Genomic DNA, 17,030 nt, shown 5'->3' with positions numbered 1-17,030 from the left:
TATTTACTATCTAAAGAAAAACTCTATGATTCTAGCTGCTGGTACTAATAGCACCTGACCTAGTAAAGTTCCTAGAAGCTTTGTTCCAATGAGCACTATTACTAAGGCTTTAACATCTCCATATTCTCTCTTTCCTCTCATTGCCTCATCGGTTATCATTGCTGCCTTAGGGTCAATAAAAAGAGTTAGTAGTATGCTTGCAATTCCATTAATCATTCCTGAAGAAGAGGAAATTGCTACCCTATTAGCGGGATTAAAGGTTGATGCATAATAAGCTGCTAGCACTCCTATTGTATAGACCCCAGTTATAAAAATATTTATTAATAGTAATCTTTTAGGAATATTTTTATACCTGAGATTTTTAATCATACTTCTTGATGGTGATACAGTATTTCTTGCTACACGCTTTATATTTGCAAGGCTTAGTGATTGTAATACTAAGCTTGGAACAGAACCTGTCTCCTCAAGTTTTGTAACAGCCTTAGAAAAAATCCTCAAAAAGGTAGGTATTAGTAAAATTCCTATTACCGTACCAATAGTAGTTCCAAACACTGTATATCTAATTTCCATAATAGGATTATGGTTAGCATTAATGCTTCTATCAATAATTAATCCAATCAGTGGAGCCTGAACCATGTTTGCAGTTCTTGCCACTAAAACTATAATATTGAACAAAGACATTGATAATGCAAAATTTCCACTCTTAACTGAATTCAACCTAACAGAGTAGGCTAAGGTGTCTACTATATGTATAATAATTGTGAAAAAAATTAGCTTTGTAAGTAAATCAGAATTTAAAATCATTGTAATCTCCCTTTAGTAATGAACCGTTTCATTTTTTTAAGATTCCCAATAAAACTTTTCTTGTCTGCAAATAAAATCTTTAAGGTTTTAATTCTTTAACCTTCCTGTTATATAAGTATTACCAAATTTCTTACAAGATATTGTTTTATTTCCATATTACACTATAATTATATTTATGTACAAGCTGAAATAATTTTAAGCCTACCTCTTATCTGACAAAATATAGGCTATATACAAGCTTAATCTTCTAATTAAGCCTTACTTGTTATGTTTGCAGTATATAATTTATATATGTCTAATCCCTGGAACCCGCATGAATACTATATATTGTTATATTGCTTTATTCTTTTATTGTTATATTTATAAGAAGATAATTTGATTTCTTTCAGCTTTTGAGGATACAATCCTTCTTATCCAGATGTAAACTGTCAATTAATGTGATTTATTATTAAGCTTAAATATGCTTTTTAGGAGGACATTATGAAAAAAATTTTTACTAATGAATTTATAGAATTTAATAAGGTTATATTTAAATATTTTTTATTTTGCTTTTTTCTTTTCTTTACTTCCTTAATTATTACAAAGTTTATATTTACAAGAAATCCAGAAAATGTGATTAGTATTTTAGATAATCAAGCTTCTCAACTAGCTTTAAATGATACAGCCTTCAATGTATTTGGCCAGATTTTTATTAATAATTTAATTGTTTGTTTTTTTACTATATTGAGTGGATTCCTTCCCTTTGTATTTTTACCTGTCGTAGCATGCATTAGAAATGCCTATCCTGTAGGACTGCTATTAGCAGGATTTGATATTCTTAAAAAAAATGTATTTTTAATTGCTTTAGTTACATTGGTTCCACATGGAATTTTCGAAATTCCAGCAGTACTATATTCTTTTAGTATTGGAATTCACCTTTGTTTAAGTATCACTACTTCAATGGTGAAAAAAGTTCCAACAAAGAAGTATATTGTTGAAATTAAAAATGCTTTTATTTTTATTATATTACCCATGTTACTTATAGCTGCTTTTATAGAGGCTTTTGTAGTACCTTATCTTATGAATGCATTTCTTCTATAAACCATAATCAACTTATGACTTTTAGTTAAGGTAATATACTTAATAAATTGCTATACTTTTACTTTCATCTAAAGTAACACTTATTTGAAGAAAAGTTCAAATTTAATATGGATAATTTATTCATTTACTATGAATAGTAGAGTGTACTGATTTAATCAATACACTCTATTTATTACTTCAAAATTAATGGAAACAAAAAGGTTTAAAGCCCCTGCTCTAAACCTTTAGTAAGTATCTTAACCGCTTAATTTGTAAATTTAATAGTGTTTCTAAAACTTTACTACATTCTTCGAAACCCCTTACATATTTTCCACAAATTGAATTTTTAAACCATTTGGATCAATTACATAGAAAAATTTTGTATGAGGATTTGGTTGGATAGGACCATCCGCAATTGCTATGCCTTTTTCTTTAAGAAAACTAATCATTTTATCAACTGAATCTACCTGAAAACCCCAAGAGATATCTTTTCCAACATTAATATCTTCATTGTTTTTATCACATATTAATTCAATCTTTGTTTCTCCATCCCCTAAAAAGGCAATTTCAATTCCTGGACCAGCATTGAATCTTCTATTTACCTTAAGATTAAGTATCTCTTCATAAAACTTAAGTGATTCCTCCATATTTTTAACCTTTAGTGTACTCCAACAAAATTTCATTATAATCCTCCTAAATTAATAATCTTATAGAATTTATAAGGAACCAAAATTGGTACTTAACGTATAAATAAACCTTTCTTGATTCCCCTAAGACCTTTTGAAGATGATAAAATAAACTCTCGTCATTAAAACCTATACTAAGCAATTTTACCATGCTTTTGCTGACTTTTAGTTTCTACTAACTCAGACTTTCTACTGCTCTTTTCGCCCAAGTTGAATCCTTAAATATTGCTCTTCCAACTCCAATTAGGTCTGCTTTATCTTCTCCAAGAAGTTTTTCAGCAGCCTCAGCATCTACGATTCCACCTGTTAAAATTACTGGAATTGAAACTTCCTTTTTAATTGCTTCTGTTAAAGGATAGAAGTATCCTTGTTCTGTTGCATTTGGCATCACATAACCTAAAAAGCCTCCAGAAATATCAAGAATATCTATTCCCGCCTTTTCAAAAGCCTTAGCTGCCACTATGCTATCCTCAACCACAGTTCCACCTTCAATATAATCTGCTGCACCTAATCTTAAAAGTATTGGGAACTCATCCCCTACTGCTTCCTTCACAGCTTCAATTACTTCAAGGTGAATCCTAATACGGCTATTTACATCTCCACCATATTCATCTGTTCTCTTGTTAGAAAGTGGAGAAAAGAACTGATTAAGTAAATATCCATGAGCTGAGTGAATTTCTACCCCATCAAAACCTGCTTCCTTAGTACGTCTTGCTGCCTCTGCAAAATCTTTTATTATATTTTTTATATCTTCCTTAGATAGTTCTTGTGGTACTTCTCTATCTTTAAAACGAGGATTTTCTGTTGCTGATGGCCCTGTTGGAGCCATTCCTGTAACTTCCCTAGTTGCTGCTCCCCCTGCATGGTTGACTTGCATTACTGCCTTGGAACCATTTGCCTGAATTACTTTTGCTAGCTTTTTTAATCCTTCAATGTCACTATCCTGTGCTACTGAAAGCTGACCATTTCCAGCCTTCCCTTGTTGATTTATAAAACTATGTTCAACAATGATTAAGGAGATGTATCCTCCTTCTGATTTTTCCTTATAATAATTTAAAATTTCCTCACTAACCTCACCAGCACCTTGGGATTTAGCTGTAGCCATAGGTGGCATAACTAAGCGGTTAGTTAATTCTAGTTTTTTAGTTTTTAAAGGTTTTAGTAAATAACTCATTTTTTTCTCCTCCATAACATCTTACTTGTTTATATAATTAGATTGTCCATCCTGTGTGCTACTACATAAATAAATTGCTAACAGTGTAATTACTCCATGTATCATAACTCCTATTCCCCATGAAAATAAAGGCCACACAAACCATAAGTAGCCATTCCATGTAAAGAAGTTTACAAAGGCTAAGAATCCATTCACAGCAATATAAGCTGCTAAATGAATAAAAAATAATATCTTAATCCAAGCTTTAAATTTATTTGTTCCACCTTTTCTATTTCTAACACTTTCTCTCCTTAAGTACATATCCACTCCCCCATGATTTTAATAAGGCTTCTGAAAGTAAATAACATATTTCTATATTAATCCAATTTATGCCACAAAGGAATAGATTATAATACTTTTTTGAGCAATTAACCTTTGTGTTATAATTTATTTTCTTAATGGTGTTTTAAAATGATGATTAAAGTTATACCGTAGCCTACCTAGGCTCCAGCATAACTTTAATATTTCAGTGTTTTATCTGCATAAATTATAAAGGTCTATTACTTTGAATAGCTCCAAAATGAAATTGCTCTTTAGTCTTATTTTCTTCTTCAGTAAAAGGAAAAGGCTCGCTTCCTACATCCGAACCTTCTGTTATATGATTTGTCATTCCATTTAAATTATCTTCAACTTCTCTTATAGTATAGCTTTTATTTCTTCTGCTTAAATCTCTCTTCATAATTTCTACCTCCAAATTCTCTTTTTCTTATTATCCATTAAACCTAAAAAATCTATGTATAGTTGGCTTCATTATCTTTCATAAAGATTTATTCTAATATTGTTCATATAAAATCACAGGTTTAACTTATGCAGATAATCTGTTAAAGAGTAAATCCCTTCCTCACACAAGTATTGATTTAGGTTCTTCTACTAAAGAATTTAAGCCAAGATTTGTAGAAATTTGAATTCATAACAAAAGGACTACCTCATAATGCATAGGATGCAACAATGAGAAGTCCTTTTTATCTCTATTTTATTATTTATGACTTTCAATCCATGTTAGTATATCTTTTTCCTTAAGTCTGCCTTCTGCTACACCTAATCCAAGACTAATTAATTCCTGTTGAGTATACTTTATCATTATATTATTCATTTTCAGTAATAATAGCATAACTGCTATTCCAATTCTTTTGTTTCCGTCTACAAAGCCATGATTATTTATGAGGCCGTGAGCAACAACTGAGTTCTAAAAGTTCCATTATTTAGCAAGCTCATCTAATGCTTCTTTATTCTCAAATATAACTTCATCCATCATCTTTTCTAGTCTTCTTTGATTTTTTATCTTCAAAAACTCAACAAAATCTATAACTTCTCTTTTTTGAATTTCTGGTAGATCTTCAAAATCTCTTATAAGTTTTTCAGCTAGACTCACTTCTCTCACCTCAATCATATAATTCTTTGTTTATATTATATAATAATACAATATAATAGTCATTGCTTTTATGAAGATTTAACTACTTTTACTATTTTGTAATCCTTATCCTTATGAAAATTACTATAAATTAGTCTCAACATAGTTTTACTACTGACTGACTCCTTCAGGAACAACTTCTTCAAAAACATCTTCTGTATTCATAGATTTAATATTAACTTTTCTTGGTGAAAAGCTAAGCTTTAGAACCTTATGAGGATAAGTTATTGCTTGAGTTACTATATCTGTGTCTTTTGGTTCTCTTACATTTACTTCTGCATTTAAGATTCCTTCATTGTCCTCTAAGTGGGTTACTTCTAAGTCATATCCTCCTGTATTCTTCTTTCCTAGACCAATATAAAGATACACATCATTGTTTACAGTTATTAACTTATATCCTTTTAGTCTTTTTATGTTAGTATAACTTGTTCCTAAAATTTTTTCTGCTTCACTTGGATTAACATAAAGCACTTCTAGCTTATTCACAGTTATGCCTTGATTTTCTCCTCTTTTTGGCTCTTTATTTTCTAATTTTGTACTTGTTGGTTTTTCCATGTTATTCTTCTCCTTACCTATAATTAATACAAAGGTTGGAATCAATATAACTAACAAAACTACTAATATTATTAAGGATTTCTTTTTCATCTTACTTCTCCCCTTTATACTTTCTATTTTACTATTCCGCTATTACTACAATTTTACTTATATAGAAAAATTACTTCAACATTTAAACTATTGTTTCCTGAAAATAATTTCCCTAAACGAGATAGATAGGCTCAATGTAGTGTAAATATCTGAGTTACTCTTAATATTAACAAAATTCATAGCCCAATACTTATCCTAATTTATTTTTGCCCTTTCCTCTTTATATTATTTACGATAATTATTATATAATAGTTAGTTTAAGTAATGATTTAAAATCTGAGTAAAATAAATTTACATCCTATAAGACCTATATATTCCTCAAAAACAAAATAAATCCTTCGGCTACGCTCACCAAAGGACTTATTAACTATCAACTATTTACTGTTACTTATTCAACTACAGGTATTAAAAAGGAGGTAACATAAAGATTACTATCAGTTCTTAGAGAATGCATCACTCCTGCTGGAACTATAAAAGCTTTTCCAACAGTTAGCTGAACTTCTCCATCCTCTAAAACTCCAAAACCTTCTCCCTTAATACAATAAAATATTTCATCACTTTTAGGGTGTTTATGAAGAGGTACATTTTTTTCTGCATGAATGTGATAAACATTTGTAACTACACTTGCTTTAATACTTTCTAAATCCATATTATCTCTCCTCATTATCTTGTTGTAATACATAATTCTACCAAACAATTATGTATATGTAAATTGAATAAATGTATTTTCACTTTTATGAATATACCTCTATCATATTTAAGTAATGTGATAGATTACAAAATTATTCTTAGTTTATTTTATAAAAATCATTATAGAAAATAAATTTAGTAATTGTAATATTTGCTTAATAAAAGATAAAGAGGAGCATTCTTAAATAATAATTTAAGAATCCCCTCTTTTTTTATAGGATTAGCTTAAGCCCATTGCTTTTCTCTTGCTATTTATATGAGCTTCTATATCATTAGCAACTTGAACAGGATCATCTCCAAGAGCCACCTTACCACCAGTTACTCCTTCTACCTTATTAGTTAGTAAATCAACTAATTCAGGAGCACCTGTAATGAATGGGACAGGAGATAAATGAGTATATGCTCCATATGCTACAGCAAACACGCCGTCTATAGTAGCCTTTTGCTCCATCCATTCTGGCGCAGTTACAGCGATTGGTAGATCTGGTACGTCTACATTTAAGTGATCTGCAAGAGCCGTAACTAGCATTGATATTCTGCCCGTATCTGTACAAGTTCCAAAGCTTAATACTGGTGGTATTTGTAGTGCGTTACAAACTTCCCTTAAGCCTTCTCCAGCCATAGTATTGTTTGCATCTAAGTTACAAAGTCCTGCAACCTCTAGAGCATGGTTTCCACATCCACCAGCAACAACTAATATATCTTTCTTAATTAGTTCTTTTGTAAGATTTACTGTCATCCAGTCCTGTGGGCCATTTCTTAAGGTTGAACAGTTTGCTAGAGCTACTACTCCTTTGATTTTTCCAGCCACAATTACATCTACAAGTGGCTCAAGTTTATTTCCAAGAGCACCTAAAACTGCTTCTGTTGAGAAACCAGCAATAGCTTTTGTAGTCATTTGTGGCACCATTGGTTTTACGTTGTCTTTTCTCTTCTTAAAGTTTTCTATAGCAAGGTCAATTAATTTATCTGCCATGGCATTCACTTCAGATGGATCATAAGGAATCTTATGCTCTAAGCCTGGCATATCAATAAGGGTACTTACAGCAACTAAAGTTGCTTGATATTTTTCAGCATACATATCTATAGCTGGTGGAGAACAGTTTTCTTCCATAGCAAATACGTCAACAGTACCAGTTGCTAGAAGAGGCTCTATTGCAAGCCAGTTACCCATAAGTCCTACGAATATATCATCCACATCAAATCTTTGTAAAAGCTCTTGACCTGTTTCTATGGAACCTACTATACGAAGTCCTTTTGCTCCTGCTGCTCTTGCTCTATCCTGTACATCCATTCCTCTAGCCTTTTGCATAGTTGCAACTCCTGCCCAAGGTTGGTGCCCATTAAATACTATATTTACGTATTCTGGATCCATTATACCAAGGTCAACGTTTACTTCATGAGGAGTTGGGGTTCCAAATAATATGTCTTGAACCATTTCAAGTCCTATTTGGGTGTTGTATATTGTAGCTATACCAAGCCTTAAAGCCTTCATAGCAAGTGATACGTGGCTTCCATCTACGTTTGTTAAGCAGCTTGCTACGCAGTTTTGCTCCTCATGAACAGTTCCTGCTGGATATATCCCAATTTCTCTCCATTTTTCCTGTCTTTTCTTTGGAGCAAAGGCTTTAACCATAATATTCTCTTCTTCTACCCCAATTCTTTGTTGGTCTTCAAGTAAAACTGCAAGCTCAATTGCCATGTCATTTACTTCTTGATTAGTATCTATACCAACCTTTTCACACATCCATTTTAGTTTATCAACATCTTTAATTGTAAAAGGTGTTTTTCCTTCTGCCGTTGCTTTTAGAGTACGGAAAGCTTCGTAAGCATGGTGACTGTAGGTTCCAGCTCCCATAATATTATGTAATAAAAATTCTCTCATGGCCATAGCATCAGGTCCTATACCACATACCCCTTTGGTTTGGCCGCCCTTTTCACTTATTCTGCAGGGTCCATTAGAACATAGTTTACAACTTAGACCTTCTAAACAAAATTTACAACGAATCTTTTCTTGAAGAGCATATCTGTCAAATACATTAGACATTCCATCTTCTCTTATTCTTTTCACCATTTCCTCTACTGAATCATGGTAACTTACACGTCCTTCTGTTTTTTCTAATATAGTTTCACCCATTAAAGTTTCACTCCTTTTAATTTTTCTCTACTAAGTTTTCCCATGGATATATTTAATTATGTATATAACTATTTCGAAGGTTGTTTATTTTAAAACTTAAATTTACTTTCTATATGTAGCTATAATATATTTAGCATGATTTTTAGTAGGCTAAATTTTTCACCCAGACACATCATAAAAAAATTATCCTATAACTTTCAAATTGGAAATTATAAGATAATTTTTTTAGCTATGTTATTGTTTTTTCATTTCAAAATTAGTTTTAGCATCAATAGTAATTGGCATTGTGAGTCCTTGTGGTGCAAGGTCACTTGGTTCAAAAACAATACTTCCTGCCATTTTTTGTGTGGAATTTCCACTTTCAGCTATACCTGAGTTTTTGTTAAGTTTAAAGCTTCCTGTTTGACTTCCACTTAAATCATATCTAGCTCTTATTCCCATCATATCCATAGGCTCAGCACTACTTGTTTTTATATCTGAATTCATATCTATGGTTAAGAAATCACCTTGCTCTTCCTTTAGGGTGTACTTATTGCTAATAGTTATTGGATATCCCATATTTAGTGTTTGTGTATCTTCCCAGCTATCTCCAACCTTTGTACTAGCTGGTGGATATACTTTTGTTACCTTTGAGAAAGATTCCTTAAGAGCCTCATCACCAAAGTTTTGTTCTAAGGCCTTTAGAATCTGTTGTTTCTCCTGAGGATTTTCTATGTTTAAATTATTTATTAAATCTCCCATTAACTTATCTACTCCTTGAAGCTCTAAAACATTTCCTTGTTTATCAATTCTCATAGTCAGTGATTTTCCTATGATTCCACCATATACTGTTGCAAGAGGATCATTACTGTTTTCAGTTTTTGTTGAGTCATACTGAAGATTTTCTCCATTTCCAGTTATAGTTACAGAGACACTATCAAAAGTCGTTGTAATTGTAGCCACCCCTTTATCATCTACTGCCGTTACATCATAGGTATACCCCATTTTTATATTTTGGTTAGATTCTAAGCTTTGAGCCTCTAGAGTTTGAACTATTTTTTGTTCAATACTTTGCTGAACCTTATATTTTTCCCCTTGCTTTACATTAAACCCCAATTCCACTTTTTTAGGTCCACAGGAAGTAAGAATGAAAACTGATAATACCAATAATAAATAAGTTGTAATGCCTTTTTTAAACTTCATAAAAAATCCTCCTTAAAATTTTTTTAAACTTATGTACATGATAAAATTACTAAAACTTTTAAATAAAAAATAGCTAGCATCCTAGCTAACTATTTTTTAAAGATGCCCTATATAGAAAGAATCTCTCAAAGCATCAATTAATATTCAAAATAAATAAAATTCCTAAACTTTATAGACACCATGCTACTTTTTTCATGATATGTTCAGAACCACTTATATTAAATAAGGATTTGCATTTATCTTTGAATTCCTAATAAATCTTCAACTCTATCATTCATGTATACATAGGAATCAAAAACTCCCTGGTTGTAAAACTCTGGTGCAAATTTTTCCGTTATAAAATCTACAATTAAGCCTGCTGCTAAATCCCCTAGTTCTTCTTCTCTTTCATTATAAAAATATTCCTTTACTTGAGATATCATAGCATCTCTTTTCTCTTTGCTTAACTTAATTTTGTTGCTTTTCATATTTTTTTACCCCCAAACTTATAATTATATAAACTTCTGCAATGTTTAAATTACTTTAGCTTTATTTATAGCTTTATTTTTTCAAGTTATTTCTATGGGCAAGTCTTACTAAAGGTTGCATTCCTTCCTTATAAAACTTACTTAACTTCTAATGCTGCTCTTTCCAACACATCCTTTTTAAAGGTTTCTAGGCCTATTCTATCAATAAAAAATCCTAGTTTTTCACCATCCTCAGCATTCTCTTTATAGTATTCAAATATATTATCCACTAATTTTTCTGCAGCTTTTTCATCTAAGTCTACAGCTACTATATCCGCAAGCCTTGGGTTGTAACCTGCTGAACCTCCTACTGTAACCATTATCCCTGTTTTATCTGCTATAATTCCAACATCTTTACTATAAACACTTCCACAGGCATTTCGGCAGCCTGCTACCCCTATTTTGGTTCTACAAGGCATTTCTGCCCAATGGTACTTTCTTGATAACTTCATACCTATCCCAATAGTATTGTATTTAGCTCTTTTACAGAATCCTGCTGGACACATCTCTACATTCTTTACAGAGTTTTGTGTTTTTACTGCTGGAACCATGCCTAGTTCTTCCCATATGGCTGGCAAATCACTTTCTTCAAGATTAGTGATTAATATTCTTTGTCCTGAGGTTATCTTTAAAACTCCATCATATTTTTTAGCTACTCTAGCTATTTTCTCAAGATTATCTGCGCTAATGAATCCTCCTGGTATGTGTGGAGTAATTCCAAACTTTCTTTTCCCATCTCTTATTTTTTGCAAATTTCCATAATGGCTCATTTTCTCTCTCCTTTGTTCCTACCTTTGTTTTTATTATATATCTTCTAATTCTTTTGTAACATAGTTAAATGCTTTACTTTGTTATTATCTTCGTTTTTATTATATAGAATGAAGTATAAAAATTCCATTTAATTCTCACTATACTTAATGTTAAATATGTTAAAATATATTTATATATAAATGAAGGGAGTTTTTACAATGATTAAAGATCTTATCCTTAAAAATAGAACCTACAGAAGATTCTATGAGGATGTAAAGCTTGATGAAAGCACCTTAAAAGAACTTGTAGATTTAGCGCGCTTATCTTCATCAGGTGCAAATCTTCAATCCTTAAAATATATAATTTCCTATACAGAAGAAAAAAATAACACTATCTTCCCTCATCTAAGATGGGCAGGGTACTTAAAAGATTGGAATGGCCCTGAAGAAGGTGAAAGACCTACTGGATATATCGTTATGGTTGCTGATAAAGAGATTAGTAAAAACTATTTTTGGGATCATGGAATTGCATGTCAAAGTATACTTCTTGGAGCCACTGAAAAAGGCTTAGGAGGTTGTATGTTTGGATCTATTGATAGAGAAAAGCTAATTGAAGGATTAAAGCTTCCTGAAAGATATGAATTACTTTTAGTCATTGCCCTTGGAAAACCTAAGGAAGAGGTTGTTCTTGAGGAACTAAATGAGGCTGGAGATATTAAATATTACCGTGATGAGAATAAAATTCATCATGTACCAAAAAGAAATTTAGAAGAAGTTATTTTAGATTTATAAAAAGAGGTAAGGTGTAAGCTGATTTCAACTTATACCTTACCTCTTTAGATATGCTATTTTATCAATGCAATGGGAATAATAAAATCTAGTTATTTAATAAGTTTTAATGTTGGCGCTAACATGGTTTTTCTAGAACTTATACCACTTATCTAATTTTTAAGCTCCATTTTTTCTCCCACAATTTCTTCCCAAGTATCAAATATAGGTTTTATAACCTTTGGACCCACTTTTGATATAAACACTAACTGAGAAACTTCCTTCTCTTCACAAGGTTTATAATCAATATTTTTCCCTACTACATCCACCTGATTCCATCCATCACTTAGTTTAAAGAAGCCTTTTATTCTGTAGCAATCCTTTTTAATAACATTCAAAAATGCCTCTAACTTTTCTTTTTCTACGGAACCATTAAAGTTCATAAATAAGCTTTTGGGTTTGGTTTCTGGAGAATTTGTTGTTTCTTCACCTTCAACCCATTTGTTTTCTAGTAGATTTTTCTCTAAGAAATCAAATTCAACTTGACCATAAGAGCAAATTTGAATATCACATTTAGGGTTTATACTTCTCACGTCTTGAATTACATTCTCAAGGTGAACTTGGTCTATTAAGTCTGCCTTGTTTATTATAGCCATATGACAATGCTTTAATTGACGATTTACTGTTTCTAAATCCTCTAATTGTTCTAAGAAGTTTACTCCATCTATAAGGCAAATTACCCCCTTAAAGTCATAAACATCTCCAGCTAAAACCTCTACTCCACCTAAAATTTCTTCTACATTAGATGGGTCAGCAAGTCCTGAACTCTCAACAAATAAATATTTTAAATCCATTTTTGACATCTCTGCCATAGCTTGAGCAAAGGATAGTTGTAGACAAGAGCAAAATATAGAGCCCTTATTGATTTCTACCATTTCTATATTATCTCTCTTTAATATAGTTCCATCTACTCCAATTTTCCCAAACTCATTTTGAATAACTCCAACCTTTTCTTTTTGAAGTTTATCTAAAATTCTTAAAAGTACCGTAGTTTTACCTGAGCCTAAAAATCCTGTAAGTAAGTAAAGATTAATTTTTTCTTTAGTCATTTTTTATCTCCCCTTTAAATTAAAAATACTGTATTTAGAAAACCAAAGTTGAAACTTACCTTGTATATGAATCTGCCTTAGTTTCCTTGAATCCTAACTTCACCCTATTTTAAAAGTTTCTTTATTTCCTCTGTAGAAAGTACTCTTCCCACAGACTTAATCTTTCCATCTACCATAAACCCTGGTGTACTCATAACACCATATCCAAGTATTGTTTTAAGGTCTTCCACCTTTTCTATGGTAGCTTCAATTCCTAATTCTTCAATTGCTTTTCTTGTGTTTTTTTCTACCTTATCACATTTATCGCAACCATAACCTAAAATTTTAATTTCCATTTTCATACCTCCATAATTTTAAATTTCCTATAGCAATGGATTTATATTAGATATAACTTAATTCTTTCATTATATAAAAGCAATATAAAAGCAATAATCAAACTTGTATAAACTATCGTAACATTTTTATGGAATATTGCTAAAGTAATTTTAAATTTAATTATATTTCCTCTTTACATAAATAGATAAGAAAATACATTAAATAAATATCCAATTATTAAGATTCCACTAGTTACTATCCCAATAAATATACCTAAAAGCTTCTTTTTAACCACCTTACTAAGCATTATCATGGATGGAAGTGAAAGGGCTGTAACTGCCATCATAAAGGATAGCACTGTTCCCACACCTACACCTTTTCCAAAAAGTGCTTCTGCAATTGGTAGTGTTCCAAAAATATCTCCATACATAGGAATTCCAACAGCTGTTGCAAGTACCACTGCAAAAGGATTGTTTCCTCCTATAATTCTTTCTACAACTTCTTGAGGAATCCAGTTATGAATAGCTGCTCCTATACCCACACCCACTAGAATATATATCCACACTCTGTGGATGATTTCTACAACTTGACTTTTGCAATATGCTATTCTATCTTTCCTTGTCATTTCTGCTAATTCCCCATCTACACTAGGAATTCCAAATACATACTCTTCCACATATTCTTTCATATTCAACTTGTCAATAATAGTTCCTCCTACTATGGCAAGAACTAGACCCACCACTACATAAGCTATAGCAATTTTAGCACCGAAAAAGGACATTAATAATAGAAGGGAAGCTAAATCTACTAAAGGAGAAGATATAAGAAAGGAAAAGGTTACTCCTAGTGGTAGTCCTGCTGAAGTAAATCCTATAAAAATAGGAATACTAGAACAGCTACAAAAGGGGGTTACAGTTCCAAGTAATGCTCCAAGTATATTTCCTTTTATACCTTTAAATTTTCCAAGAATCTTTTTAGTTCGCTCTGGTGGAAAGTAACTTTGGATATAAGATATTAGAAATATTAACACAGATAATAGTATAAATATTTTTATGGTATCGTAAATAAAGAAATGTATACTTCCACCTAGTCTATCCTCAGTAGAAAGTCTAAAGACCTTTTCTACAAGTAATTTTACTAAATCCCAAAGCCAAGTCATTTTTAATAAAACATTATTTAGTGTACTAAATATAACTTCTATAATACCCACTAAAAACACCCCCAATAAAATTATTAATCACCAGTTATAGTTTTTAAGTTAAAATTTTACTTTATGATCCTATTTGTTTTTTATCACTTCTAATGCCTTAGTTTTACAACTCTCTAAGTATTTTTCTGCATCCTTGCTTCTTTCAAAATCATTTTTCAATACAGGATAAGACTCTATATTTTCTACAATTTTATGTATTATTTCTTTAAACATCTCGTCCTCTGCTTTTAAGTAATAAAAGATAAATTGCTCTTTTCTTTCATCTCTCACTAGTCCCATATCTCTTAGCTTTGCTAGATGTTTTGAAATCTTTGGTTGAGACTCCTCCATAATTCCACACATTTCACATACACATAATTCTTTATGATAAAGTAAGATTAAAATCCTCAAACGAGTTTCATCTGATAGTAGTTTAAAAAAATCTGTTAACTTATCCAAAATATCACCTCTTCTTTAATACTCTTTGTAACTTCTATAAATTAACAACAAAATACCTATATACGCATATGGGTATATAGGTATTATAACTCTAAAATTTTTTATGGTCAATAATATTCTCTACATAAATTTGTTATAATTTTTTTAAAAACTGTGTTTTAAACTCTCCTATTTATGTGTTCTAAAGTTCTATAAAACTTAAAGAGGTTGCCTAGAGTGATTAAATTAACTCTAGGGCAACCTGTTCTAATTTTAATTAAATAATGAACAAACTCATGTTGTTAAACTAGCTCCATACTGATTTTATTAAGCATTTCAAGTCCCTTAATTTCTCTATCATACATAGGAACTCTCACTATTTTAGATGAATTAAAGGTATTCTTTATTTCCACTAAATATTTCTCCTGCATATTTCTTCTATTTCTAAAAAAGTCAGTAGTTGCCTGGTCCTCTGGAATTATTAAGTTAGCTACCACCAGCTGAGTTTCTATCCCAGCAGATTTTAGTTCCTGTGAGGCTCTATAAGCCTCAATTATTGGTGTTTTTTCTGGATACATTACAAAGGCAAAAGTAGTTTTATCCTTATCTTTCATCATAGAAATAACTTTATCAAATCTTTCCTTTTGCTTTTTATCCTCTTCACTTATTTCTGCCCCAACACCTGCCTTAACTTGGATTTGTTTACTCCAATCCATAGGAAGTTCTAGTAATCTTAAAGTGTGTCCCGTTGGTGCTGTGTCAAAAACTATTACCTCATAGGCCTCTTCACTGGCATATGAAATAAACTTTTGAAAAGCAGCCATTTCCTCTGTACAAGGGGAATTTAACTCCTCTTCCATAGTAAGCACTGTATTTTCATTAAATCTTTTTCTAGCCTCCTCTAATACATTTTTCTTATATTCCTCAAAGGCAGCCTTTGGATCTATTTTAGCGGCATAAAGGTTTTCAATTCCCTCTACTTTAGTCGGCGAATCTCCAATGGGTTTGTCTAAAACCTTCCCAATATGAGCTGCTGGATCTGTTGTAAGCAATAGTGTTTTATATCCCTTTGATGCAGTGTTTACAGCAGTAACGCAAGCCATTACAGTTTTTCCAACTCCGCCTTTACCTGAAAAGAAAATATTCTTATGCTGATTTTTTCTTGGGTATATAAGATTACTTATATCATCCTTTTGTGAGATTATATCCTTAATATCACTAAACTCCGCTTTTATATCTTCCTTATTTATAGTTCTTCTATTAAATAAGGCTTCCCCAATAATTCTAAACTTTTCAATTCCCTTAAGTTCTGTATGAAATAGCTCCATAGTGTCCATTGGAATTCCCTTAAAAGTTTTCTTAGCTTCTTCAAAATATCTTTGCTGCATTTCATATCTACTTTGAAAAAAGGAGTTTTTAGCTTCCGCCTTGGGTATAAAGCCATTTATTATAATTTTTGAGGTAGGAATTTGGAGTTCTTCTAATTCCTTTGAGGATCTCAAGGTCTCATCTAAGGATGTGGCCTCAGGTTGCATAACAAAGATGAACTCTGTTTGTCTTTTATCTCTAAGCTTTTCTATGGCTCTATCAAACTTTCCCTTACTCTCCTGAATCATTGACACAGGCCCCATACAAGTTTGCCCACTACCTTTTGATGCTTCTTCAATATGCTTACTCCAATCAATAGGAAGCTCCAACAATCTTATGGTATGACCCGTTGGGGCAGTATCGAAAATTATTACCTCATAATCCTCTTCTCCCATAAAATCAATAAACTTATCAAAGGAAGCCATTTCTGCCGTACAAGGTCCACTTAGTTGTTCATCAGCAATCTTAATCATATCCTCATCAAAGAATAACTCTCTCATTGGAGCTAAAAGTCTTTCTTTATATTCTTCTGTAGACTTATCTGGGTCTATTTCCATGGCATAAAGATTTTCTATATTTTCAATTTTTGTTATCTTATGACCAATTTCCTGTTCAAATACATCTGATAGATTAGAAGCAGGATCTGTAGTTACAATTAGTGTTCTTAGCCCCTTATCAGCATTATATACTGCTGTAGCTGAGGCCATAGAAGTCTTTCCCACTCCACCTTTTCCAGAAAAAAATATAAACTTAGGATTCAT

19 protein-coding genes and 1 pseudogene are annotated in these 17,030 nt (G+C 31.5%); 2 read left to right on the top strand and 18 right to left on the bottom strand.

The genetic code is table 11. The annotated features are described in order from the left end of the window. Positions 1 to 6: 6 nt before the first annotated feature. Positions 7 to 804, bottom strand: coding sequence for a lipid II flippase Amj family protein (locus tag C661_RS0102960; RefSeq protein ID WP_017413806.1), 798 nt, complete (start codon positions 802 to 804; stop codon positions 7 to 9). A 480-nt stretch (positions 805 to 1,284) separates the two neighbouring features. Here C661_RS0102960 and C661_RS0102955 point away from each other — a divergent pair, with 480 nt between their 5' ends. Next, positions 1,285 to 1,884: a stage II sporulation protein M gene (locus C661_RS0102955; protein ID WP_017413805.1), complete on the top strand. Its 600-nt coding sequence runs from the start codon at positions 1,285 to 1,287 to the stop codon at positions 1,882 to 1,884. Between the two features lie 299 nt (positions 1,885 to 2,183). Here C661_RS0102955 and C661_RS0102950 read toward each other — a convergent pair whose 3' ends face one another. The 12 genes and pseudogenes from C661_RS0102950 to C661_RS0102895 all read right to left on the bottom strand — a co-directional run bounded on the left by C661_RS0102950 (position 2,184) and on the right by C661_RS0102895 (position 11,103). Then, entirely contained in the window at positions 2,184 to 2,546 is a 363-nt protein-coding gene (locus C661_RS0102950) for a VOC family protein (RefSeq protein ID WP_017413804.1), read from the bottom strand. A 178-nt stretch (positions 2,547 to 2,724) separates the two neighbouring features. Beyond that, entirely contained in the window at positions 2,725 to 3,723 is a 999-nt protein-coding gene (locus tag C661_RS0102945; protein WP_017413803.1) for an NADH:flavin oxidoreductase, read from the bottom strand. 21 nt (positions 3,724 to 3,744) lie between these two features. After that, positions 3,745 to 4,023 carry a 2TM domain-containing protein gene (locus tag C661_RS21190; RefSeq protein ID WP_017413802.1) on the bottom strand — a complete coding sequence of 93 codons (279 nt, stop codon included), beginning with the start codon at positions 4,021 to 4,023 and terminating at the stop codon, positions 3,745 to 3,747. A gap of 226 nt (positions 4,024 to 4,249) precedes the next feature. Next, positions 4,250 to 4,441, bottom strand: coding sequence for a hypothetical protein (locus C661_RS0102935; RefSeq protein ID WP_017413801.1), 192 nt, complete (start codon positions 4,439 to 4,441; stop codon positions 4,250 to 4,252). A 297-nt stretch (positions 4,442 to 4,738) separates the two neighbouring features. Beyond that, a pseudogene (locus tag C661_RS23050) lies at positions 4,739 to 4,927 on the bottom strand (type II toxin-antitoxin system death-on-curing family toxin); the annotation flags it as partial. Positions 4,928 to 4,960: 33 nt separating this feature from the next. Beyond that, positions 4,961 to 5,134 (bottom strand): DUF2281 domain-containing protein, encoded by a 174-nt coding sequence (locus C661_RS23435; RefSeq protein WP_017413799.1) that lies wholly within the window; start codon positions 5,132 to 5,134, stop codon positions 4,961 to 4,963. A gap of 150 nt (positions 5,135 to 5,284) precedes the next feature. Continuing rightward, positions 5,285 to 5,818, bottom strand: coding sequence for a protease complex subunit PrcB family protein (locus tag C661_RS0102920; protein WP_017413798.1), 534 nt, complete (start codon positions 5,816 to 5,818; stop codon positions 5,285 to 5,287). Positions 5,819 to 6,206: 388 nt separating this feature from the next. Continuing rightward, positions 6,207 to 6,467 (bottom strand): cupin domain-containing protein, encoded by a 261-nt coding sequence (locus tag C661_RS0102915; RefSeq protein WP_017413797.1) that lies wholly within the window; start codon positions 6,465 to 6,467, stop codon positions 6,207 to 6,209. Positions 6,468 to 6,728: 261 nt separating this feature from the next. Then, a complete protein-coding gene (gene cooS / locus C661_RS0102910) occupies positions 6,729 to 8,645 on the bottom strand; it encodes an anaerobic carbon-monoxide dehydrogenase catalytic subunit (RefSeq protein WP_017413796.1) in 1,917 nt (638 codons plus the stop codon). A 234-nt stretch (positions 8,646 to 8,879) separates the two neighbouring features. Next, entirely contained in the window at positions 8,880 to 9,827 is a 948-nt protein-coding gene (locus tag C661_RS0102905; protein ID WP_017413795.1) for a DUF6263 family protein, read from the bottom strand. A gap of 236 nt (positions 9,828 to 10,063) precedes the next feature. Next, positions 10,064 to 10,294: a DUF2164 domain-containing protein gene (locus C661_RS0102900; RefSeq protein WP_017413794.1), complete on the bottom strand. Its 231-nt coding sequence runs from the start codon at positions 10,292 to 10,294 to the stop codon at positions 10,064 to 10,066. Between the two features lie 137 nt (positions 10,295 to 10,431). Then, positions 10,432 to 11,103, bottom strand: a complete 672-nt coding sequence (locus tag C661_RS0102895) for a ferredoxin-like domain-containing protein (protein WP_017413793.1) — start codon at positions 11,101 to 11,103, stop codon at positions 10,432 to 10,434. Positions 11,104 to 11,301: 198 nt separating this feature from the next. Between C661_RS0102895 and C661_RS0102890 the strand changes: the two genes are divergently transcribed. Beyond that, positions 11,302 to 11,874, top strand: coding sequence for a nitroreductase family protein (locus C661_RS0102890; protein ID WP_017413792.1), 573 nt, complete (start codon positions 11,302 to 11,304; stop codon positions 11,872 to 11,874). Between the two features lie 149 nt (positions 11,875 to 12,023). Here C661_RS0102890 and C661_RS0102885 read toward each other — a convergent pair whose 3' ends face one another. From C661_RS0102885 to C661_RS24190, 5 genes are all read right to left on the bottom strand, one after another. Continuing rightward, entirely contained in the window at positions 12,024 to 12,959 is a 936-nt protein-coding gene (locus C661_RS0102885; protein WP_017413791.1) for a CobW family GTP-binding protein, read from the bottom strand. A 104-nt stretch (positions 12,960 to 13,063) separates the two neighbouring features. Then, the gene (locus C661_RS0102880; protein ID WP_017413790.1) at positions 13,064 to 13,294 is read right to left on the bottom strand and encodes a thioredoxin family protein; all 231 of its coding nucleotides are present in this window, start codon (positions 13,292 to 13,294) and stop codon (positions 13,064 to 13,066) included. 173 nt (positions 13,295 to 13,467) lie between these two features. Further along, positions 13,468 to 14,433 carry a permease gene (locus tag C661_RS0102875; RefSeq protein WP_439328869.1) on the bottom strand — a complete coding sequence of 322 codons (966 nt, stop codon included), beginning with the start codon at positions 14,431 to 14,433 and terminating at the stop codon, positions 13,468 to 13,470. A gap of 120 nt (positions 14,434 to 14,553) precedes the next feature. Next, a complete protein-coding gene (locus tag C661_RS0102870; RefSeq protein ID WP_017413788.1) occupies positions 14,554 to 14,922 on the bottom strand; it encodes an ArsR/SmtB family transcription factor in 369 nt (122 codons plus the stop codon). A gap of 281 nt (positions 14,923 to 15,203) precedes the next feature. Continuing rightward, positions 15,204 to 17,030, bottom strand: a complete 1,827-nt coding sequence (locus C661_RS24190) for a TRC40/GET3/ArsA family transport-energizing ATPase (protein WP_017413787.1) — start codon at positions 17,028 to 17,030, stop codon at positions 15,204 to 15,206.

The sequence above is a fragment of the Clostridium tunisiense TJ genome (assembly GCF_000300195.1).
Taxonomy (GTDB): domain Bacteria; phylum Bacillota; class Clostridia; order Clostridiales; family Clostridiaceae; genus Clostridium_J; species Clostridium_J tunisiense.
Note: the sequence above shows the minus strand (reverse complement) of the source record. Positions and strands in the feature narration are given on the sequence as shown.